Below are 17,017 nucleotides of genomic sequence, written 5' to 3' on the forward strand. Positions count from 1 at the left end.
TTTTTATGAAATAAAACAACTATTAAAAACTTTTTTAACCTTAATCAATACTAGAATGGGAAAATTTGTCATCACAAAAAGAACTAACGGAGAGTTTCAATTTAATTTAAAAGCCAATAACGGACAGACAATCCTAGCAAGTGAAGGGTATTCTGCAAAAGCAGGCTGTTTAAACGGCATCGAATCCGTAAAAACGAATTCTCAAGACGATTTGAAGTTTACTAGAGAAACAGCCAAAAACGGAAAACCTTATTTTAACCTAAAAGCAACCAATGGTCAAATCATTGGAACTAGCGAAATGTACGAAAGTGTAGCTGCAAGAGATAACGGAATCGAATCGGTAAAAACCAATGCTCCTACCTCAATTACAGATGACCAAACTCTTTAATAAATAGTTTGAAACATATTTTAAAAAGCCAAAACCACTCTAATCGGGTGGTTTTATTTTTGGGAAACAATTTGCTTCGCTCTTGTTCAATTTCTCATTATTTTATATCTTTTATCTCTAAAAAAGATACCGCTATGATCTTAGTTTAAACTTTACCCCTTCATTAATAGCAATAAAACAAAACTCAAAATCAAATCTTAAATCGCCATCTGCCTATGTCAAAGCCCCTTTTTCTACAAACCCTTAATAAAACGTCAAAAGATATAAATTTATTTTTTAAAATAAAAACTAACAATTACTATGTTAAAATTATTTTTCGACTACATTTACTAATAAATTTAATATAAATTATGAAAACAGGAGTAGTAAAATTTTACAATGAAGCAAAAGGATTTGGATTCATTACAGAAGAAGGTACAGGACAAGACATTTTTGTTCATGCATCAGGCTTAAAAGAGCAAATTAGTGAAAATGATTCTGTTCAATTTGAAATAGTTGACGGAAAAAAAGGCAAAAATGCAGTTGAAGTTTCAGTAGTTTAATACTGTTTAACATTAAAATTTGCATTAATTACGATTGCCTATTGGTTTAATATGAAGATAAAGAATACTATTCGATACACTCTCAATAATAAAACCCTACAAATCACTCACGACGATTAGCAAAACAAAAATCCTGTAGACAAATGTTTACAGGATTTTTTTATTACTAATAAAAACTTCCTCATATATTACACCTACCCAAAACCAACTGTTTGCCTATAAATATTATATACTTTTTTAGTTTACCAACAAATAAATAATGTACAAACAACTACTACTCACAAAGCAAATCTTACAGATTGGTGTATACTATTTTATAACTATATTTTTCTCTTGAATAAATTTTTAAATAAAATTGCTGTTATTTGCACCCTAAAGTTTATTTAAATAGGTAAGCTAGCCTTAATGGCTAAATTTAGAACTCAATATTTTTTTGAAAATTGAGCTAAAATCAGTCATCATATTTACGTTATGGACAATAAAAAGTTTATATTAAGTTTAAAAAAAGGTAATGAAGCTTCTTTCAAGGAAGCTTATCTAAATTACTACGATAAACTAATAAACATTGCCAAGCGATTTAATTTTACTGTTCTTAGCCCACAGGATTTCGTTCAAGAGACTTTTTTACGATTATATAATAAAAGAGAATTACTCAATGAAGATGTTTTATTTGATAAACAATTGTTTACAATATGCAAAAACATCATTATAAATCATCTTAATAGAGAAAACAAACTAATTCAGCTTGATCCTCTAGAATTTCAAATGGAGCAAGAAGATACTGAAACAGATATTTTTGAAGAAAGAAGAGAAAAATTATACAACTTCATAAATCTACTTCCCGAACAACAACAAAAAATATTCACGTTACACAAACTGGAAAATCTTAGTTATAAAGAGATTGCAGAAATGACAGATCTTTCTGAAAAGACCATTGCCAATCATATTTATCTTGCCAGTAAATTTATTCGAAAAAAAATAGAAGAACATTAGGAACTTTTATGTTCTCGTTTGTTATACATATAAACGGAACATAAAATGCGTACTGAATCTTATAAAACTGATGTTATAACTAAAGAAGATGCAAGCTTTATTGTACTGCTTCTGCAGTTTATCATTTCTGATTGTATAATGAATTTTGATTTGAATAATAGTGATCATATTCTAAGAATCGAAACCAACAGAGATATTAAGGAAATGGTTTATGGTGTTTTTAATAAACAAGGATTTTATTGTCAAAAACTTTAACGCACAAAAGATATGGACGAAAAAAAATTAGAAGAGGAATTAAAAAAGTTATGGGATGAAACTCCCGTTTCACATTCCGACACTGAAAAAGAGGATTCTTGGGAAGAATTTCAATTAAAAGCATTCCCTCCTAAAAAGCAAAAAAATAACCCATGGCGTTATTATGCAGCAGCCGCGGTTTTAATTTTTGCTCTTGTTGGGACAGGACTATACTTTACTAATGACCCTATAAGTAATAATATTGAAATTGTCGAAAATACAATTGAAAATACTACTTCTATAATCAAAATTATAGCCTTACCAGATAGTACAAAAGTAGAATTGAGTCCAAATTCTAAAATCATGTATGCCGCTAATTTTGCTGCTAATAGAAAAGTAGAGGTAAATGGAGAAGCTTATTTTAAAGTTAAAAAAGATAAAAAGCATCCTTTTCAGGTATTTTGTAACGAAACTACAACTACAGTATTAGGCACCTCTTTTACAGTTAAAGGCTATCCTAAAAAAGAAGTGGCGGTGGAACTTTACGAAGGAAGTGTTGAGATGAGTGTAAAAAACCAGACTCAAAAATGGATACTGAAACCAGGAGAGAAATTCATTTACGGGAACGACGAAACCGCTTCGGTAACAGGATTTAATAGGTTTGTGGATTTTGATAACGAAAAACTAAGCAATGTAAGCAGCTATATCGAGACAAATTATGGGTACAAAGTGATTATCCCAAAAGAATATGCTAACCAACGAATTACTGTGCGAATAAATAAAAAGGAAGATTTAAAAACAATTATTCTATTAATATCCGAAATGTATAACCTAAACTATGAAGTAAATGAAAAATTAAAACAGATTACTTTTCAATAGAAAAGAAAAAGGATGCACTAGCCGCGAAACTAAACATCCTTCCCTTAGTCAAGATAGTATAAAACTATCCATTCAATAATATTCAAAAATACAAAAATTCATGAAGCATATAATTTCAGCATGCTTTTTTTTACTCAGTTGGAGTATGTTCTCTCAAAACATAACCGTAACTGTAGATCAAACTGTAACATTAAAAGATTTTTTTAAGCAAATTGAGAATCAAACCGATTACAAATTTGCTTTTACAGATCAGATTAATAAGAGTCAAAAGTATTTTACCCAAAAACAGACATTTAAAAATAGTGAGATAAAAAACCTTATTAGTGAGCTTAATAAGATTTCATCCGTTCAATTTTCAATTGTAGGTAATAATATTTTCGTAAAACAAAAAGTTATAAAAGGAGCCAAAAAGAATAAACTGACCGGACAAATTCTTGATGAAAACAGAGAACCAGTTATTGGAGCTAATGTATTTGTTGAAGAAATAGAAATAGGCGCTATAACCGATATAAATGGAAGGTATTCTTTAGACTTAGATAATGGGATTTATACTCTTTTGGTTAGTTACGTGGGGTTTAAGAATAAAAAAAAACAAATTACAGTTTCTCATGATTTAAAAGCTGATTTCAGCATGGAGTCAGATAGTCACGAATTAGAACAGGTAGTCATAACTACAAACAAGGCAGTTGATGTAAGAAATACTCAGATGAGTGTTAATAAGCTTTCAATGGCTGAGATTAAAAGATTACCGACTGCAATGGGTGAAGCAGATCCTTTAAAATCATTATTGACTTTGCCCGGTGTTACAAATTCCGGCGAAGCTTCATCTGGTTTTAATGTGCGTGGAGGTGCTGCTGATCAGAATTTGATTCTTTTAGATGGAGCTCCAGTATACGGAGATTCTCACATGTTTGGCTTCTTTTCTATTTTTAATGCCGACATCGTTAGCGGATTAGATTTATACAAAGGAGGGATTCCTTCTAAATTTGGAGGACGCGTTTCTTCAGTTCTTGATATAACTCAGCAAACAGGAGATCTTAATGAATATAAAGTAAACGGAGGTATTGGTCTTATATCAAGCCGCCTTTTGGTACAAGGACCTCTGAAAAAAGATGTTGGATCGTTTATTATTGCAGGACGTGCTTCTTATGCACATTTATTCTTGAAACTTACTGATATTAAGAGTTCTGTAATGTTTTATGATATTAATGCTAAACTTAATTATCGTTTAGGAGCCAATAATACAATTGCTTTTTCTGGTTACCTAGGAAATGATTTATTTGATATTAATAACTTTTTTGCCAGTACCTACGGTAATACTATGGGAACGTTTAGCTGGAAACATAAATTTTCGGATAATTTAAACACGAACCTTTCTGTTTTTTACAGTGATTATAAATTTAATCTTACTATACCATTTCAAAAATTTGAATGGGATAGTAAAATTACTAACTACGGGCTTAAATATAACTGGAATCACACGATATCAGACAATTTTAAACTGAACTATGGTATTGATGGTTTATATTATGATTTTAATCCGGGGACTATACAACCGTATGGTATTGGATCTTCGTATAATTATAATCAATTAGATAAAAAATATGCTTTAGAAACTTCTGCTTATCTAGATGTCGAAAATCAGATTACAGAAAAACTGAATCTTCGTTATGGGCTTCGTTATAGTACGTTTTATCGTTTGGGTGGCGAAAGCATTAGTACTTACGAAAATGGAGAAGCAGTAGTGTACAATCCGTTATATCATATTTATGAAGAAGGAACACCAACCGGAAGTACCTATTACGGAAAAGGAAAAACCATAAGTAAGTTTAACAACCTTGAACCACGATTGGCATTATCATACGCTTTTAACGATGAAACTTCAGTAAAGGCGAGCTACAACAGAATGGCGCAATATATTCATATGTTGTCTAATACCCGCGCTCCGTTGCCTATGACGATCTGGACACCTAGCGGACCTTTTACAAAACCACAAATGCTGGACCAATATGCAGTAGGATATTTCAAAAACTTTAAGGATCGTGAGTATTCTTTTGAAGGAGAATTATTTTATAAAAAAATCAAAAACCGTATCGATTACATTGATGGTGCAAATTTATTGGGTAACAATAATATCGAACAGGATATCCTGAACGGAGAAGCCAGATCGTATGGTATGGAGTTATTATTCAGAAAAAACACTGGTCGTTTTACAGGATGGGTTTCTTATACTTTGTCTAAGGCAGAACAAAAAACTCTTGGAAGAACACCCGAAGAGCCGGGTATAGCCAATGGCGATTGGTATTTATCAGGATACGACAAATTGCATAATTTGAATATTACTGCAAATTATGAATTCAACCGTAAATGGTCTTTTAATGCAAATTTCACCTTACAATCAGGTCAGCCAGTAACATACCCAAACGGGTATTATGAATTTGGAGAAAGATATGTACCTAATTATACGTTGAGAAATTCAAACAGACTCCCTGCATATCATCATTTAGATATTGGTGCAACATATACCCCTAAACCAGATAAAAAGAAAGGATGGCAAAGCTATTGGGTATTTAGTATTTATAATCTTTATAACAGACAAAATGCTGCATCGATGATGTTTTCACAAAATAATAATACGGGAGCTAATGAGTCCAGACAACTGTCTATTTACGGATTAGTACCAGGTGTTTCTTATAATTTTAAATTTTAATAGCATGCTAAGATTAAAAAAATACAATTTTAAAAGTAAAGGATTTACTTTATTTAGTCTTCTTTTTGTTTTACTTTTTCTGTCCTGTGACAAGGTTGTTGAGCTTGAATTAGAAACTGGAGAACCTAAAATAGTAATCGATGCTGAGATAATTTGGGAAAAAGGAACTAGCGGCAACAAACAGACGATAAAAATAAGCAGAATGGCTCCTTATTACAGTGCTACTACACCAAAGGTTTCAGGAGCACAAGTAAGGGTCGAAAATAGTGATGGAGTTGTTTTTACATTTAATGAATCTGAGCCAGGAATATATACCTGTACTAATTTTGTTCCCGTAATTAATATGGAATATAAATTATTTGCACAAGTCGATGGACAAAGTCTAACGGCGAATGAAAAGTTAGTTTCTGTGCCGCCAATCGCCAAAATAGATCAGGAATTTATGGCCGACATATCGGGGCCTGATCTTATTGTAGTATCATTTTATTATAAAGACCCAGCTGATCAGACTAATTATTACCTGACAGATTATAAAAGTAAATTATCTCCTTTTCCGGAATATACATCAACCAGTGATGAATTTGCTAATGGAAATGAACTAGTCGAAAAATTTTCAGATGCAGATTTAAAACCAGGAATAACTCTTAACATAACACATCGTGCTATTTCTAAGAACTTTTATAATTATATGAATCTAATTTTAGAGGTTACAAATTCAAACCCTTTTGCTGCAGTACCTGGTAATATTAGAGGAAATATAATCAATACAACTGATTCTAATAATTTTGCTTTAGGCTATTTCAGGCTTTGTGAAGCAAACCGTACGACATATACAGTAAAATAAGATTTTAATTGAAGTTGATTTGTAAGTCATCTGACATATAGAAATTTATGTCAGATTCATATTTTAATTAAAAATAGGGCAAAAAAATCAAGTTTCTGAATCCCTATGAAAAACAAAAAATCCTGTAAACATTAAGTTTACAGGATTTTTTTGTGGAGTCGCCGAGAATCGAACTCGGGTCCAAACAAGCAACTAAAGAGCTTTCTACACGTTTATTTCCTGATTAAATTTTCGATATTGTGCTCGGCCAGAAACAGCCACACAATACTTATCTTCTTAATTTCGAAATCCACCCGAAGCTCATGGAAATCTAGGTTTATTTTTACGGTTCCCCTGAATTGACCGCCACAAACCAAGGCTTTCAAGGAGAATCCAGCTTTCCTATCTGATAGGAACGTGGCTTAATCGTACTATAATTCGGATTATGCAGCTAAAGCGTAGTTATTTTCGCCGTGTAAAAGTGTTAAGATCTTATATTTACGAGCAAGGTCTCAATGCTCGACGTGCTTACTGTTCAATTCGACTTGCTGTCAAAACCAGTCGACCCCATTTCTTTTCAATAAAAATTGAGATTGCAAAATTACGCTTTTTGAGCGATCAATCGAAATTAATTTTCAAAAAATATTCCATTTAATTTTAACACCTTAATCTGCAACCTAAATATTAGTCGAGATCTTTAAAAACAAAAGGATAATCTCCAAAAATTGGTGCCAATTTACGAACCGCATATGTTTTGCGCGTAAACTTATTAGACAACGCAATAATAGTAACGTTTTCTTTTTGAAGCATTATATAAGAGGAGGTATTCCCATGCCACCATCCGTTATGAAAATAAAAATGTTGTCCCGAATACCAATTAATCATTCGAATACCAAGCCCGTAGTTCTTTTCACCCTTACGCTCATTACTATATCCTTCATAAACTTGTTTTAGCAATTCTGGTTTTAAAAAATCAGGAGCATTTCTGGCTCTATCAAATTTTAATAAATCACGAGGAGTTGAATAAACATTCTTATCCCCATAAACAGCATCTAGATAATCTATTCCAATTTCAACATTATTCCCTTTATAAGATGGAACGGCCGTCTTTCTATCTTTATCAATATCAAAAACATAAGTATGAGTCATTTCCAATGGCTTAAAAATCATTTGGGTCATCGCTTCTTTATAGCTTAGTCCTGTTATTTTCTCAATAATTAGAGCTAACATGGCATAATTGGTGTTGCAATAAGTAAAACGCGTATCCGTTTTACATTCTAAACCAATATCTTTTGTAGCCATGATATCCAAAATATCCTGATTGGTTAATTGGTTATGTCTGTCCCAAATAGTTTTATCCTTATCTGTAAAATAGGCATAATTACGCATACCACTTCTATGGTTTAACAACATCCTTACTGTTATATCTGGATAAGGAAATGTTTTTAAAATAGTATTTATTTTTTGATCTAAATCAATTTTGCCTGCATTTACTAATTTTAAAACCGCTGTTGCTGTAAATACTTTACTAACCGAAGCAATATGCAACGGCGTATTCATATCTATCTCCGTTTTTTGATTTTTATTGGCATAGCCTTCATATTTTTCATAAATGATCTCGCCGTTTCTTGCTACCAAAAAACCTCCGTTCATGGTATTGTTTGGCCAGTTTTTATTATAAAAATAATCAACTTTACTTTTTATTGCAGCTACATAATTTGCTGGAAGTTTTTTTTCATGAAGCAATGGCTTCATTTTAGGGAGTGTATCTTCTGCAGTTTCGCTAACAACTGCATTCGTATTTTTATCTTTTCCACAAGAGCTTAAAACTAAAATAAGGAAAAGGATTTGTGCTATATTTGCTTTTTTAATGAAATTCATGAGTTGGATTCTAGGAAAACAAATATATAGAATTGAATACTTTTGTTTATTTGCTTTTTCAAGATAAATATTCTGGTTTTAACACTGTTTTAAGCTTAATTTTTATCAGCCTATTGAACATCAGCTTATAATGAAATTAGCTCCGAAATTTTTAAAAAAAAACAACAAAACTTTAACTATATTTGTTATATTTTAAACAAATTAGATTGATAAAGTTATATTTACTCAACGTTTAAACAGCAATAAATGAAATTTGGAATTATAAAAGAAGGAAAAAACCCACCAGACAGAAGAGTTGTATTTTCGCCTAATGAACTGGCTCGTCTTAAACAATTTTATCATGAAGCTACTGTGACCGTAGAAAGTTCGGATATTCGAATTTTTACCGACACCCAGTACAAAAGCTTAGGAATAACTGTTACCGATGAGATTTCGGATTGTGATGTGTTTTTTGGGGTAAAAGAAGTTCCTATTGAAAATTTAATTTCAGATAAGGCTTATTTTTTCTTTTCACATACCATAAAGAAACAGCCCTATAATCGAAAATTACTACAAGCTATTTTAGCAAAAAATATTGAATTATACGATCACGAGACCATTGTTAACTCTCATAACCAAAGATTAATTGGGTTTGGTAAATATGCTGGTATCGTTGGTGTATACAACGGTATTCGTGCATTCGGAATTAAATTCGAATTATTCAAGTTACCTAAAGCTGAAACCTTGTCGGGTAAAGAGGCTTTAATTACTCATTTAAAACGCATTACTCTTCCTCCACTAAAGTTTGTAATTACTGGTACTGGTAAAGTTGGCATGGGTGCCAAAGAAATCCTTGATGCTATTAAAATAAAAGAGGTAACAATTGATAATTACCTAACAAAAAATTATAGTCAAGCTGTTTATGTTCAACTTGATGTTTTGGATTATAACAAACGTAAAGATGGTCAACTTTTAGATTATACGGATTTTTACGAACATCCTCAGGAGTACGTTTCTGATTTTGAAAAATTCACTCGAGTAACTGATGTTTATTTTGCTGGACACTTTCACGCAAATGCAGCACCAATGATTTTGACCAGAGAAATGCTTCAATCTAAAGATTGTAAAATAAAAGTCGTTGCTGATATTTCATGCGATGTAAATGGCCCTATTGCCTGCACCCTTCGTTCATCAACAATCGAAGAGCCTTTGTATGGCTATTTTCCGGGAGAGAACAAAGAAGTAGATGTTTTTCATCCTGCTGCAATTGTTGTAATGGCTGTAGATAATTTGCCTTGCGAAATCCCAAAAGACGCCAGCGAAGGTTTTGGTGAACTTTTTATGGAGCACGTAATCCCTGCCTTTTTTAACGGGGATAAAGATGGAATCCTACACAGAGCCAAAATAACAGAAAACGGTAAGTTAACGCCACGTTTTAGTTACTTACAAGATTATGTAGATGGGAAGTAATTAATGGTTAATTGTTAATGATTGAATATTAAAGTCCTTCGACTCCGCTCAGGATGACAATGGATGATATAAAAAATGAAACCCTGCAATGTAGTAACATTGCAGGGTTTTTCATTTATTACACATCATTAACAATTAACAATCCATAATTAATAATTAATTATTTAAGGCTTCCAACCATATCTTCTGGTTTTACCCAAGCATCAAAATCTTCTGGTGTTACATATCCTAAACGAACTGCTTCTTCTTTTAGTGTTGTTCCGTTTTTATGTGCTGTTTGAGCTATTTCTGCGGATTTATAATATCCAATTTTAGTATTTAAAGCTGTAACAAGCATCAATGAATTATCTACTAATTCTTTGATACGTTTGTAGTTTGGCTCAATACCTTGTGCACAATGCTCATCGAATGAAATACAAGCATCACCTAATAAACGAGCCGATTGCAAGAAGTTTGCTGCCATTAGAGGTTTAAAAACATTCAATTCGTAATGTCCTTGCATTCCTCCAACAGAAATCGCAACATCATTCCCCATAACTTGAGCACAAACCATTGTTAATGCTTCACATTGTGTTGGATTAACTTTTCCTGGCATAATAGATGAGCCTGGCTCATTTTCTGGAATAATGATTTCTCCAATTCCAGAACGTGGTCCTGAAGCTAACATACGAATATCATTTGCAATTTTATTTAATGAAACTGCCAATTGCTTTAATGCTCCATGAGATTCAACAATTGCATCGTGAGCTGCAAGCGCTTCAAATTTATTCTCAGCTGTTACAAATGGGTGTCCTGTGAATTTTGCAATATACTCCGCAACTTTTACATCATATCCTGCTGGTGTATTCAATCCTGTTCCTACTGCTGTTCCTCCTAAGGCTACTTCTGATAAGTGATCTAAGGTGTTTTTAACTGCTTTTAATCCGTAAGTTAATTGTGCCGCATACCCAGAAAGTTCTTGCCCCAAAGTAAGCGGGGTTGCGTCCATGAGGTGTGTACGTCCAATCTTTACAACATTTTTATATTCTACAGCTTTTGCGTGAAGTGTATCTCTTAATTTTTCAACTCCTGGAATTGTAATTTCTACAACTGCTTTGTAAGCTGCAATGTGCATTCCTGTTGGGAATGTATCGTTTGATGATTGTGATTTGTTTACATCATCATTTGCTTTTATAAATTGTTCCCCCTCTCCGATTTCAAATCCTTTAAGAACTTGTGCACGATTAGCAATTACTTCATTTACGTTCATATTACTTTGAGTACCTGAACCTGTCTGCCAGATTACCAATGGAAATTGATCTTCTAGTTTACCTGCTAATATTTCATCACATACTGCTGCTATTGCATCTCTTTTTTCAACTGGTAAAGCACCCAAATCATGATTTGCAAAAGCTGCTGCTTTTTTTAAGTAAGCAAATCCTTCTACGATTTCTTTCGGCATTGATGCTGACGCTCCTATTTTAAAATTATTACGAGAACGTTCTGTTTGTGCACCCCAATATTTTTCTGCTGGAACTTGCACCTCTCCCATCGTGTCTTTTTCTATTCTAAATTTCATTTTAGTGTATTTATGTGTGTTATTATAAAAAATCTGATATTTAATACTGCTATTCTCTAGCCCAGATGGAAGCGATATCCTTTTTTCAGGGCATTTTAGACCAAAAAAAATTAGCGGACAGCTGGTCCCGATAGCTATCGGAATAGCTCCAGAAACAAATTCTAGGCATATTCGTTTTAAATTGACCTCAAAAATACGGATAATTACTATTTTATAAAAATTGATTTGGTTTTTTATTGGTAAGAAAAAATATTAGGCATACATTTGTGCTTACATTCAAAAATTCCGGAAAACATGTTTGAATTTTCACAGTATTTAGGCTTTTTACTTTTCTTAACCATCCTAACTATAGGGTTTTGGTTAATGTTTTTTCTTGTAGGTTTCGTTCAATATTGGATTGGCGGAGCTTTATGGGAAATGTACAAAGAAAGAAAAGCAAAGAAAGAGCAATCAATTTAATATTAATTTGATTACTACATAAAAAAGGACCCGTTTTCACGAGTCCTTTTTTTTTATTTACTGTATTTCCTTATCCAGGAAATTCTCCTCCTCCATCGTTATTATCGCCCTTAGGTCCTTTTTCTCTTTCATTTTTAGGTTTATTGAATCTATAAGTAAAGGAAAGATTAAACTGTCGCTTGCGAAATTGCATTTCTCCATATGAGGTTTGATTCTCCAAATACGTATAAGACTTCATTACTCTAGAATTAAAGATATCACTTATATTAAATGCTACCGTTGCTTTGTCTTTAAGAATGTCTTTGCTAAAAGCTGTATTCATACCAAACACACCTAAGTTTTTACCTTGTGCTGTTTTTTGTTCTCCATTGTACATCCCTGTTAACTGCCAATCAATTTTATATGGTAAAGTTAATTTTGAATTGATTCTTGCATACCAAGAGTTTGCCTTGTTATCAAGATTTTGTGTAACAACAACATTATTTGCATCTGTATAACTGTATTCTCCTGTAGTTTGTACGTTATAAAGATTAAAGTTACTGTTTATTCTCCACCATTTATATGGCGTATAATTAAGCGTGAATTCGAAACCAAATTTTTGCTCTTTTCCTAAGTTAATAGGTTTACTTAAAATAACTGGTATTCCATTTTCAAATCTGCCTGTTGGAGATCGTACAAAAGCAAACACGTCTTTTGTATCTTCAAAATAAGCAGAAGTATTAAAAGTTACTTTATCCCAACGCTTGATGTATCCAATATCATATTTATCTGTTAATGATGGATCTAAATCTGGATTTCCTTGAAAAATATTAATATTACTTGAGAAATTTGATGCTGGGTTCATAAAACGTCCTCTTGGTCTTGATAAACGCTTGCTGTAACTAGCTGTAAAGTTACTTTGATCTGATATTTCATAACTAACAAAGGCACTTGGAAACAAGTTATTGTATTTTTTAGTATTGAATTCTTTTGTATCTAATAAATTAACTTGAATATCAGTATCTTCCCAACGCAAACCTAAAAGGTATGAAAATTTAGTATCCTTTATTTTAGCTCCAAATTGTGTATAAAGTGCATTTATATTTTCTTTATATTCTAAAGTGTTTGATAAACTATTTATTCTATCACCTACCCCATCTAAAACCAAATATTTATTATTTAAATCCCCAAAACTTCCTTTATATCCTGCTTCAAATCTACTTCCTTCACTTATCGGAAGTACATAGTCTGCTTGTAATTGTACTTGTTTCTGAACCTGATCGTTTAATGTATTATTTCCTCCCTGAGTTCCTGAAATTATACTATTATTATTATCCGTATTTCGTGAAATAGATGCATCTACAGTAAGTTTATGCCCTTTATCATCGAAATTTTTTATCAAATTTGATGTGTACTCTACGTTTTCACTAGCTGTAACACCATCATTCAAACGGTATGTTGTTTTTGTAAAATTACGATTAGCATCAAATTCATTATAATTGATTAAATCGGTGTCGTCTCCTGAATTTTTTTGGTAATTTATAGCATTTGTCCAAAAAGTAGTTGGGTTAATTACCCATTCTACTCCTGCTCTTCCGTTATAATTCTTTCTAATTCTTTCGGTATCTCTGCTTTCATCTAAAAAATTTTTAGTTGTCCCATCAGGATTAAAATAGTGTGAATTAGTCAAACCTCCTCCTTCATTAGTTCTGTAGTTATATCCAGCTGTAGTGAAATAGTTTAGTTTTTCGGTTTTATAATTTGCATTTGCACTTACTCCATACGTTTCTGGAATTCCTGTTGATGCGATAAAAGTTCCGTTAAATCCTTGGTTTTTTCCTTTTTTAAGAATAATATTTATTAATCCCGAACCTCCTTCGGCATCATAACGTGCTGATGGATTTGTTATTACCTCAACTTTATCAATTGCATCGGCTGGGATTTGTCGTAATGCTTCGGCAACATTTATAGCGTTTGATGGTCTTCCGTCAATTAAAATCCGAATGTTATCACTTCCTCTTAAGCTTACATTCCCTTCTGTATCAACAGAAACTGAAGGTACATTGTCAAGAACATCACTCACCGTTCCGCCCTTTACAATCATATCCTGACCTACGTTATATACTTTTTTATCCAATTTGATTTCGACTGTAGATTTTTCTGCACGAATTACAACTTCATTTAGCTGATTTACATCTTCTGACAAAGCAAATTGACCTAAATTGATGTTCTCTGTAATTTTCTTTTCTTTGATCTCGATTACCTTAAATGAAATAAATTCAATTTTAATATCATAAACACCTGGAGCGGCATCTACACTAAATTCTCCTTTATTATTAGTAATTCCTCCTGCTAATACTTTTGGATTTTTGGTGTTTATCAGAGTAATTGTAGCATACTCAAGTGGTTGGTTTGTTGTTTTTTCGACAACCTTCCCTGTTACTTTTACTTTTGATCTTTGTGATTCAGGCTGCTGGGCAAAGCTGAGCATACTTGTAAAAAGGAATACAAGCATGATGATTAATTGTTTTTTTTTCATTTTGGTAGTTTCTATTTGGCTTTTAGACTGTAAATGTAGCAGTAGGTTTAAAATGAAAAATCATAAAAATATGTTAACAACCTTCTTTATAATATTTCTAAAAAAGACCTTACCAATTCTAAATCTCTTCCTATAATAGCTTTTCCTCCCTTAACAACAATTGGTCTTTCAATTAAAATAGGATTATCCACCATTGCTTGTATAATTTCGCTATCACTCATTGTTTTACTTTTAAAATTATCCGTCCAGATTTTTTCTTTAGTTCTAACTAATTCAATTGGTTTTAAATTCAATTTTTGAAGCAGTTCTGTCAATGTAGTAAATGAAGGAGTATCGGTAAGATAAGGAATTATCTCAAAGTCTTGTTTTGTGTTTTCGATAAAAGCCACACAATTTCTTGATTTCCCGCAACGTGAGTTGTGATATATTTGTATCATTTTTATTTTTTTAAAGAAGTTAAGCTGTTTGAAATAAAAAAAGGTAAATTAGTCGTAGCAAAAATAAGATTTATGCAATAAATCGAAGTACTATTTTAAATTTAAATACATGTTTCTAGAACAAGGAGTTAAAAACGAAAACAGATTTTGGAAATATTTACTGGGTTCTGTCTTTATAATATCAGCATCATTTGTTGGGCAAATTCCGCTTACGCTTGCCATACTATATCAAACTATTGTTAATAAAACTCCATATCCAACTAGTGAAACTGGTATAATGAAGATTTTTGAATCAAACGTAACTTTATTTCTCATCTTGATTTCGTTTGTATTTGCTTTGGCAGGAATTTATTTTGTAATACGTTACATACATCATCAAACTATTTTATCGGTTACTACCTCGAGACCAAAAGTCGATTGGAACCGCATCTTATTTTCATTTGCACTTTGGGGCGCTTTTACAGCTGTAATAACTGTTTTATTTTATTACCTAAACCCCGAAGATTTTGTCATTAATTTTAAACCTATTCCGTTCGCCATTTTATTTATAATTGCTACTTTTTTAATTCCTATTCAAACCAGCACCGAAGAATATGTTTTTCGTGGTTATTTAATGCAGGGGTTTGCCAATTTGGCTAAAAACAAATGGTTTCCGTTACTAATGACTTCTATCGTATTTGGGGTAATGCATATTTTTAATCCCGAAGTTTCTAAGATGGGATATATCATTATGGTATATTATATAGGTACTGGGTTATTTTTAGGAATTATTACTTTAATGGATGAAGGCATAGAACTGGCACTTGGTTTTCATGCTGCCAATAATTTAGTTGGGGCACTATTGGTTACCTCCGATTGGTCTGTATTCCAAACACATGCTGTTTTTAAAGATATTTCTGACCCCTCAGCTAGCATTGATGTTATTTTACCAATACTCATCATTTACCCTGTCATGCTCCTTATATTTAGCAAAAAATACAACTGGACAAATTGGAAAGAAAAATTAACTGGTGAAATCGTTATTAAAAATTAAGTCTGAAACAATTAAACTATAATCAAACTCAAATGTCAAAAATAACATATAAAAACGTTCACAATTTCTTCAAATTAAATGGAGATCATTTTAATGGGGAAGACTTGTCTAAAATAGCTTATAGCTTCGTAAAAGAAGGAGAAGCTTACGAAAGAGCTATTGGGGAATTCCTTCTGGATTGGTTTGATAATAAATCCTATATCGAGATAACTACTTCAGGCACTACCGGAGCTCCAAAGATAATTCAGCTACAAAAGCAAGCCATGATTGAGTCGGCTCTTGCAACGGGTGATTTCTTTGATTTACATCCTGGAAATAAAGCATTACATTGTTTACCTACTCAATATATTGCTGGAAAAATGATGATTGTAAGGAGTCTAATTCTAGGATTAGATGTAGATTTTGTTGCGCCTAGCCTTCACCCTCTTACAAACAATACTACCAAATATGATTTTGTGGCTATGGTTCCTTTACAGGTTCAAAACTCATTGCCTGAGCTTAAAAATGTAAAAAAACTTATTGTGGGTGGTGCTACAATGGATGCCATGCTTATAAATAGTGTGTCCAAATTAAAAACAAAAGTATACGAAACCTATGGCATGACCGAAACTATTACACATATTGCTGCCAAGCAAGTAGGCGAAAAAGCTTTTACGGTTTTACCCCATGTTCAAATATCATATGATGATAGAAATTGTCTCGTTATAAATGCACCAACAATTTCTAGTGAAACAATTATCACCAATGATATCGTAGAATTAATAAGCGACCATCAGTTTGTTTTTCTAGGAAGAATTGATAACGTAATTAATAGTGGCGGAATAAAACTAATCCCTGAACAAATAGAAGAAAAACTTTCAGGAAAAATAGAGGCTAGATATTTTGTAATTGGCGTTCCTGATACTGCTCTCGGTGAAAAACTAGTTTTAGTTATCGAAGGCGAAAAATACCCTATTGATACCGCAATCTTTGATAGTTTGGATAAATACCAGAAACCAAAAGAAATTATTTTTGTACCTCAATTTAAAGAAACAGAAAACGGAAAAATCATCCGCAAGAAAAGTTATTTATATAATTTGTAATCCAAAAATTAATTAACAAAAAAAACAGATT

Annotated in this window: 15 protein-coding genes and 1 other RNA gene; 11 read left to right on the plus strand and 5 right to left on the minus strand. The window is 32.1% G+C overall.

Features of this window, described 5'->3' with window-relative positions; translation table 11 throughout:
* Nucleotides 1–55 precede the first annotated feature (55 nt).
* From IUY40_RS04880 to IUY40_RS04910, 7 genes are all read left to right on the plus strand, one after another.
* Nucleotides 56–388: a YegP family protein gene (locus tag IUY40_RS04880; protein ID WP_195735746.1), complete on the plus strand. Its 333-nt coding sequence runs from the start codon at nt 56–58 to the stop codon at nt 386–388.
* Nucleotides 389–738: 350 nt separating this feature from the next.
* Nucleotides 739–930 (plus strand): cold shock domain-containing protein, encoded by a 192-nt coding sequence (locus IUY40_RS04885; RefSeq protein ID WP_195735747.1) that lies wholly within the window; start codon nt 739–741, stop codon nt 928–930.
* Nucleotides 931–1,401: 471 nt separating this feature from the next.
* Entirely contained in the window at nt 1,402–1,923 is a 522-nt protein-coding gene (locus tag IUY40_RS04890) for a sigma-70 family RNA polymerase sigma factor (RefSeq protein ID WP_195735748.1), read from the plus strand.
* 45 nt (nt 1,924–1,968) lie between these two features.
* A complete protein-coding gene (locus IUY40_RS04895; protein WP_195735749.1) occupies nt 1,969–2,178 on the plus strand; it encodes a hypothetical protein in 210 nt (69 codons plus the stop codon).
* A gap of 12 nt (nt 2,179–2,190) precedes the next feature.
* Nucleotides 2,191–3,036, plus strand: coding sequence for a FecR family protein (locus IUY40_RS04900; protein WP_195735750.1), 846 nt, complete (start codon nt 2,191–2,193; stop codon nt 3,034–3,036).
* A gap of 100 nt (nt 3,037–3,136) precedes the next feature.
* Nucleotides 3,137–5,746 (plus strand): TonB-dependent receptor, encoded by a 2,610-nt coding sequence (locus tag IUY40_RS04905; protein ID WP_195735751.1) that lies wholly within the window; start codon nt 3,137–3,139, stop codon nt 5,744–5,746.
* A gap of 4 nt (nt 5,747–5,750) precedes the next feature.
* Nucleotides 5,751–6,590 (plus strand): DUF4249 domain-containing protein, encoded by an 840-nt coding sequence (locus tag IUY40_RS04910; RefSeq protein WP_195735752.1) that lies wholly within the window; start codon nt 5,751–5,753, stop codon nt 6,588–6,590.
* A 150-nt stretch (nt 6,591–6,740) separates the two neighbouring features.
* On the opposite strand, the gene ssrA is transcribed toward IUY40_RS04910, so the two are convergent.
* Both ssrA and IUY40_RS04920 read right to left on the minus strand, forming a co-directional pair.
* Nucleotides 6,741–7,138: a transfer-messenger RNA gene (gene ssrA / locus IUY40_RS04915) on the minus strand.
* A gap of 115 nt (nt 7,139–7,253) precedes the next feature.
* Entirely contained in the window at nt 7,254–8,450 is a 1,197-nt protein-coding gene (locus IUY40_RS04920; protein WP_195735753.1) for a serine hydrolase domain-containing protein, read from the minus strand.
* A gap of 246 nt (nt 8,451–8,696) precedes the next feature.
* Here IUY40_RS04920 and IUY40_RS04925 point away from each other — a divergent pair, with 246 nt between their 5' ends.
* Entirely contained in the window at nt 8,697–9,899 is a 1,203-nt protein-coding gene (locus IUY40_RS04925; protein WP_195735754.1) for an NAD(P)-dependent oxidoreductase, read from the plus strand.
* Nucleotides 9,900–10,059: 160 nt separating this feature from the next.
* On the opposite strand, the gene fumC is transcribed toward IUY40_RS04925, so the two are convergent.
* Nucleotides 10,060–11,457 carry a class II fumarate hydratase gene (gene fumC / locus IUY40_RS04930; RefSeq protein WP_195735755.1) on the minus strand — a complete coding sequence of 466 codons (1,398 nt, stop codon included), beginning with the start codon at nt 11,455–11,457 and terminating at the stop codon, nt 10,060–10,062.
* Nucleotides 11,458–11,751: 294 nt separating this feature from the next.
* Between fumC and IUY40_RS04935 the strand changes: the two genes are divergently transcribed.
* The gene (locus IUY40_RS04935; protein WP_035621077.1) at nt 11,752–11,916 is read left to right on the plus strand and encodes a hypothetical protein; all 165 of its coding nucleotides are present in this window, start codon (nt 11,752–11,754) and stop codon (nt 11,914–11,916) included.
* A gap of 70 nt (nt 11,917–11,986) precedes the next feature.
* Here the strand turns inward: IUY40_RS04935 and IUY40_RS04940 are convergent, their stop codons facing one another.
* Nucleotides 11,987–14,434: an outer membrane beta-barrel family protein gene (locus tag IUY40_RS04940; RefSeq protein ID WP_195735756.1), complete on the minus strand. Its 2,448-nt coding sequence runs from the start codon at nt 14,432–14,434 to the stop codon at nt 11,987–11,989.
* An 86-nt stretch (nt 14,435–14,520) separates the two neighbouring features.
* Nucleotides 14,521–14,871: an arsenate reductase family protein gene (locus IUY40_RS04945; RefSeq protein WP_195735757.1), complete on the minus strand. Its 351-nt coding sequence runs from the start codon at nt 14,869–14,871 to the stop codon at nt 14,521–14,523.
* 109 nt (nt 14,872–14,980) lie between these two features.
* Between IUY40_RS04945 and IUY40_RS04950 the strand changes: the two genes are divergently transcribed.
* Complete coding sequence (locus tag IUY40_RS04950; protein ID WP_195735758.1) at nt 14,981–15,904, plus strand: CPBP family intramembrane glutamic endopeptidase; 924 nt, start codon at nt 14,981–14,983, stop codon at nt 15,902–15,904.
* 32 nt (nt 15,905–15,936) lie between these two features.
* Nucleotides 15,937–16,986: an AMP-binding protein gene (locus tag IUY40_RS04955; RefSeq protein ID WP_195735759.1), complete on the plus strand. Its 1,050-nt coding sequence runs from the start codon at nt 15,937–15,939 to the stop codon at nt 16,984–16,986.
* The last annotated feature ends 31 nt before the right edge of the window (nt 16,987–17,017 follow it).

This window comes from Flavobacterium sp. ALJ2 (assembly GCF_015594725.1).
In the GTDB taxonomy this organism is placed as follows: Bacteria; Bacteroidota; Bacteroidia; order Flavobacteriales; family Flavobacteriaceae; genus Flavobacterium.

What these genes read in the sequence shown, in the direction of transcription:
- IUY40_RS04940 (WP_195735756.1), bottom strand. Translation starts at nt 14,434, where the DNA reads ATGAAAAAAAAACAATTAATCATCATGCTTGTATTCCTTTTTACAAGT.
- IUY40_RS04905 (WP_195735751.1), top strand. Translation starts at nt 3,137, where the DNA reads ATGAAGCATATAATTTCAGCATGCTTTTTTTTACTCAGTTGGAGTATG.
- IUY40_RS04925 (WP_195735754.1), top strand. Translation starts at nt 8,697, where the DNA reads ATGAAATTTGGAATTATAAAAGAAGGAAAAAACCCACCAGACAGAAGA.
- IUY40_RS04910 (WP_195735752.1), top strand. Translation starts at nt 5,751, where the DNA reads ATGCTAAGATTAAAAAAATACAATTTTAAAAGTAAAGGATTTACTTTA.
- fumC (WP_195735755.1), bottom strand. Translation starts at nt 11,457, where the DNA reads ATGAAATTTAGAATAGAAAAAGACACGATGGGAGAGGTGCAAGTTCCA.
- IUY40_RS04945 (WP_195735757.1), bottom strand. Translation starts at nt 14,871, where the DNA reads ATGATACAAATATATCACAACTCACGTTGCGGGAAATCAAGAAATTGT.
- IUY40_RS04890 (WP_195735748.1), top strand. Translation starts at nt 1,402, where the DNA reads ATGGACAATAAAAAGTTTATATTAAGTTTAAAAAAAGGTAATGAAGCT.
- IUY40_RS04885 (WP_195735747.1), top strand. Translation starts at nt 739, where the DNA reads ATGAAAACAGGAGTAGTAAAATTTTACAATGAAGCAAAAGGATTTGGA.
- IUY40_RS04895 (WP_195735749.1), top strand. Translation starts at nt 1,969, where the DNA reads ATGCGTACTGAATCTTATAAAACTGATGTTATAACTAAAGAAGATGCA.
- IUY40_RS04880 (WP_195735746.1), top strand. Translation starts at nt 56, where the DNA reads ATGGGAAAATTTGTCATCACAAAAAGAACTAACGGAGAGTTTCAATTT.
- IUY40_RS04950 (WP_195735758.1), top strand. Translation starts at nt 14,981, where the DNA reads ATGTTTCTAGAACAAGGAGTTAAAAACGAAAACAGATTTTGGAAATAT.
- IUY40_RS04935 (WP_035621077.1), top strand. Translation starts at nt 11,752, where the DNA reads ATGTTTGAATTTTCACAGTATTTAGGCTTTTTACTTTTCTTAACCATC.
- IUY40_RS04900 (WP_195735750.1), top strand. Translation starts at nt 2,191, where the DNA reads ATGGACGAAAAAAAATTAGAAGAGGAATTAAAAAAGTTATGGGATGAA.
- IUY40_RS04920 (WP_195735753.1), bottom strand. Translation starts at nt 8,450, where the DNA reads ATGAATTTCATTAAAAAAGCAAATATAGCACAAATCCTTTTCCTTATT.
- IUY40_RS04955 (WP_195735759.1), top strand. Translation starts at nt 15,937, where the DNA reads ATGTCAAAAATAACATATAAAAACGTTCACAATTTCTTCAAATTAAAT.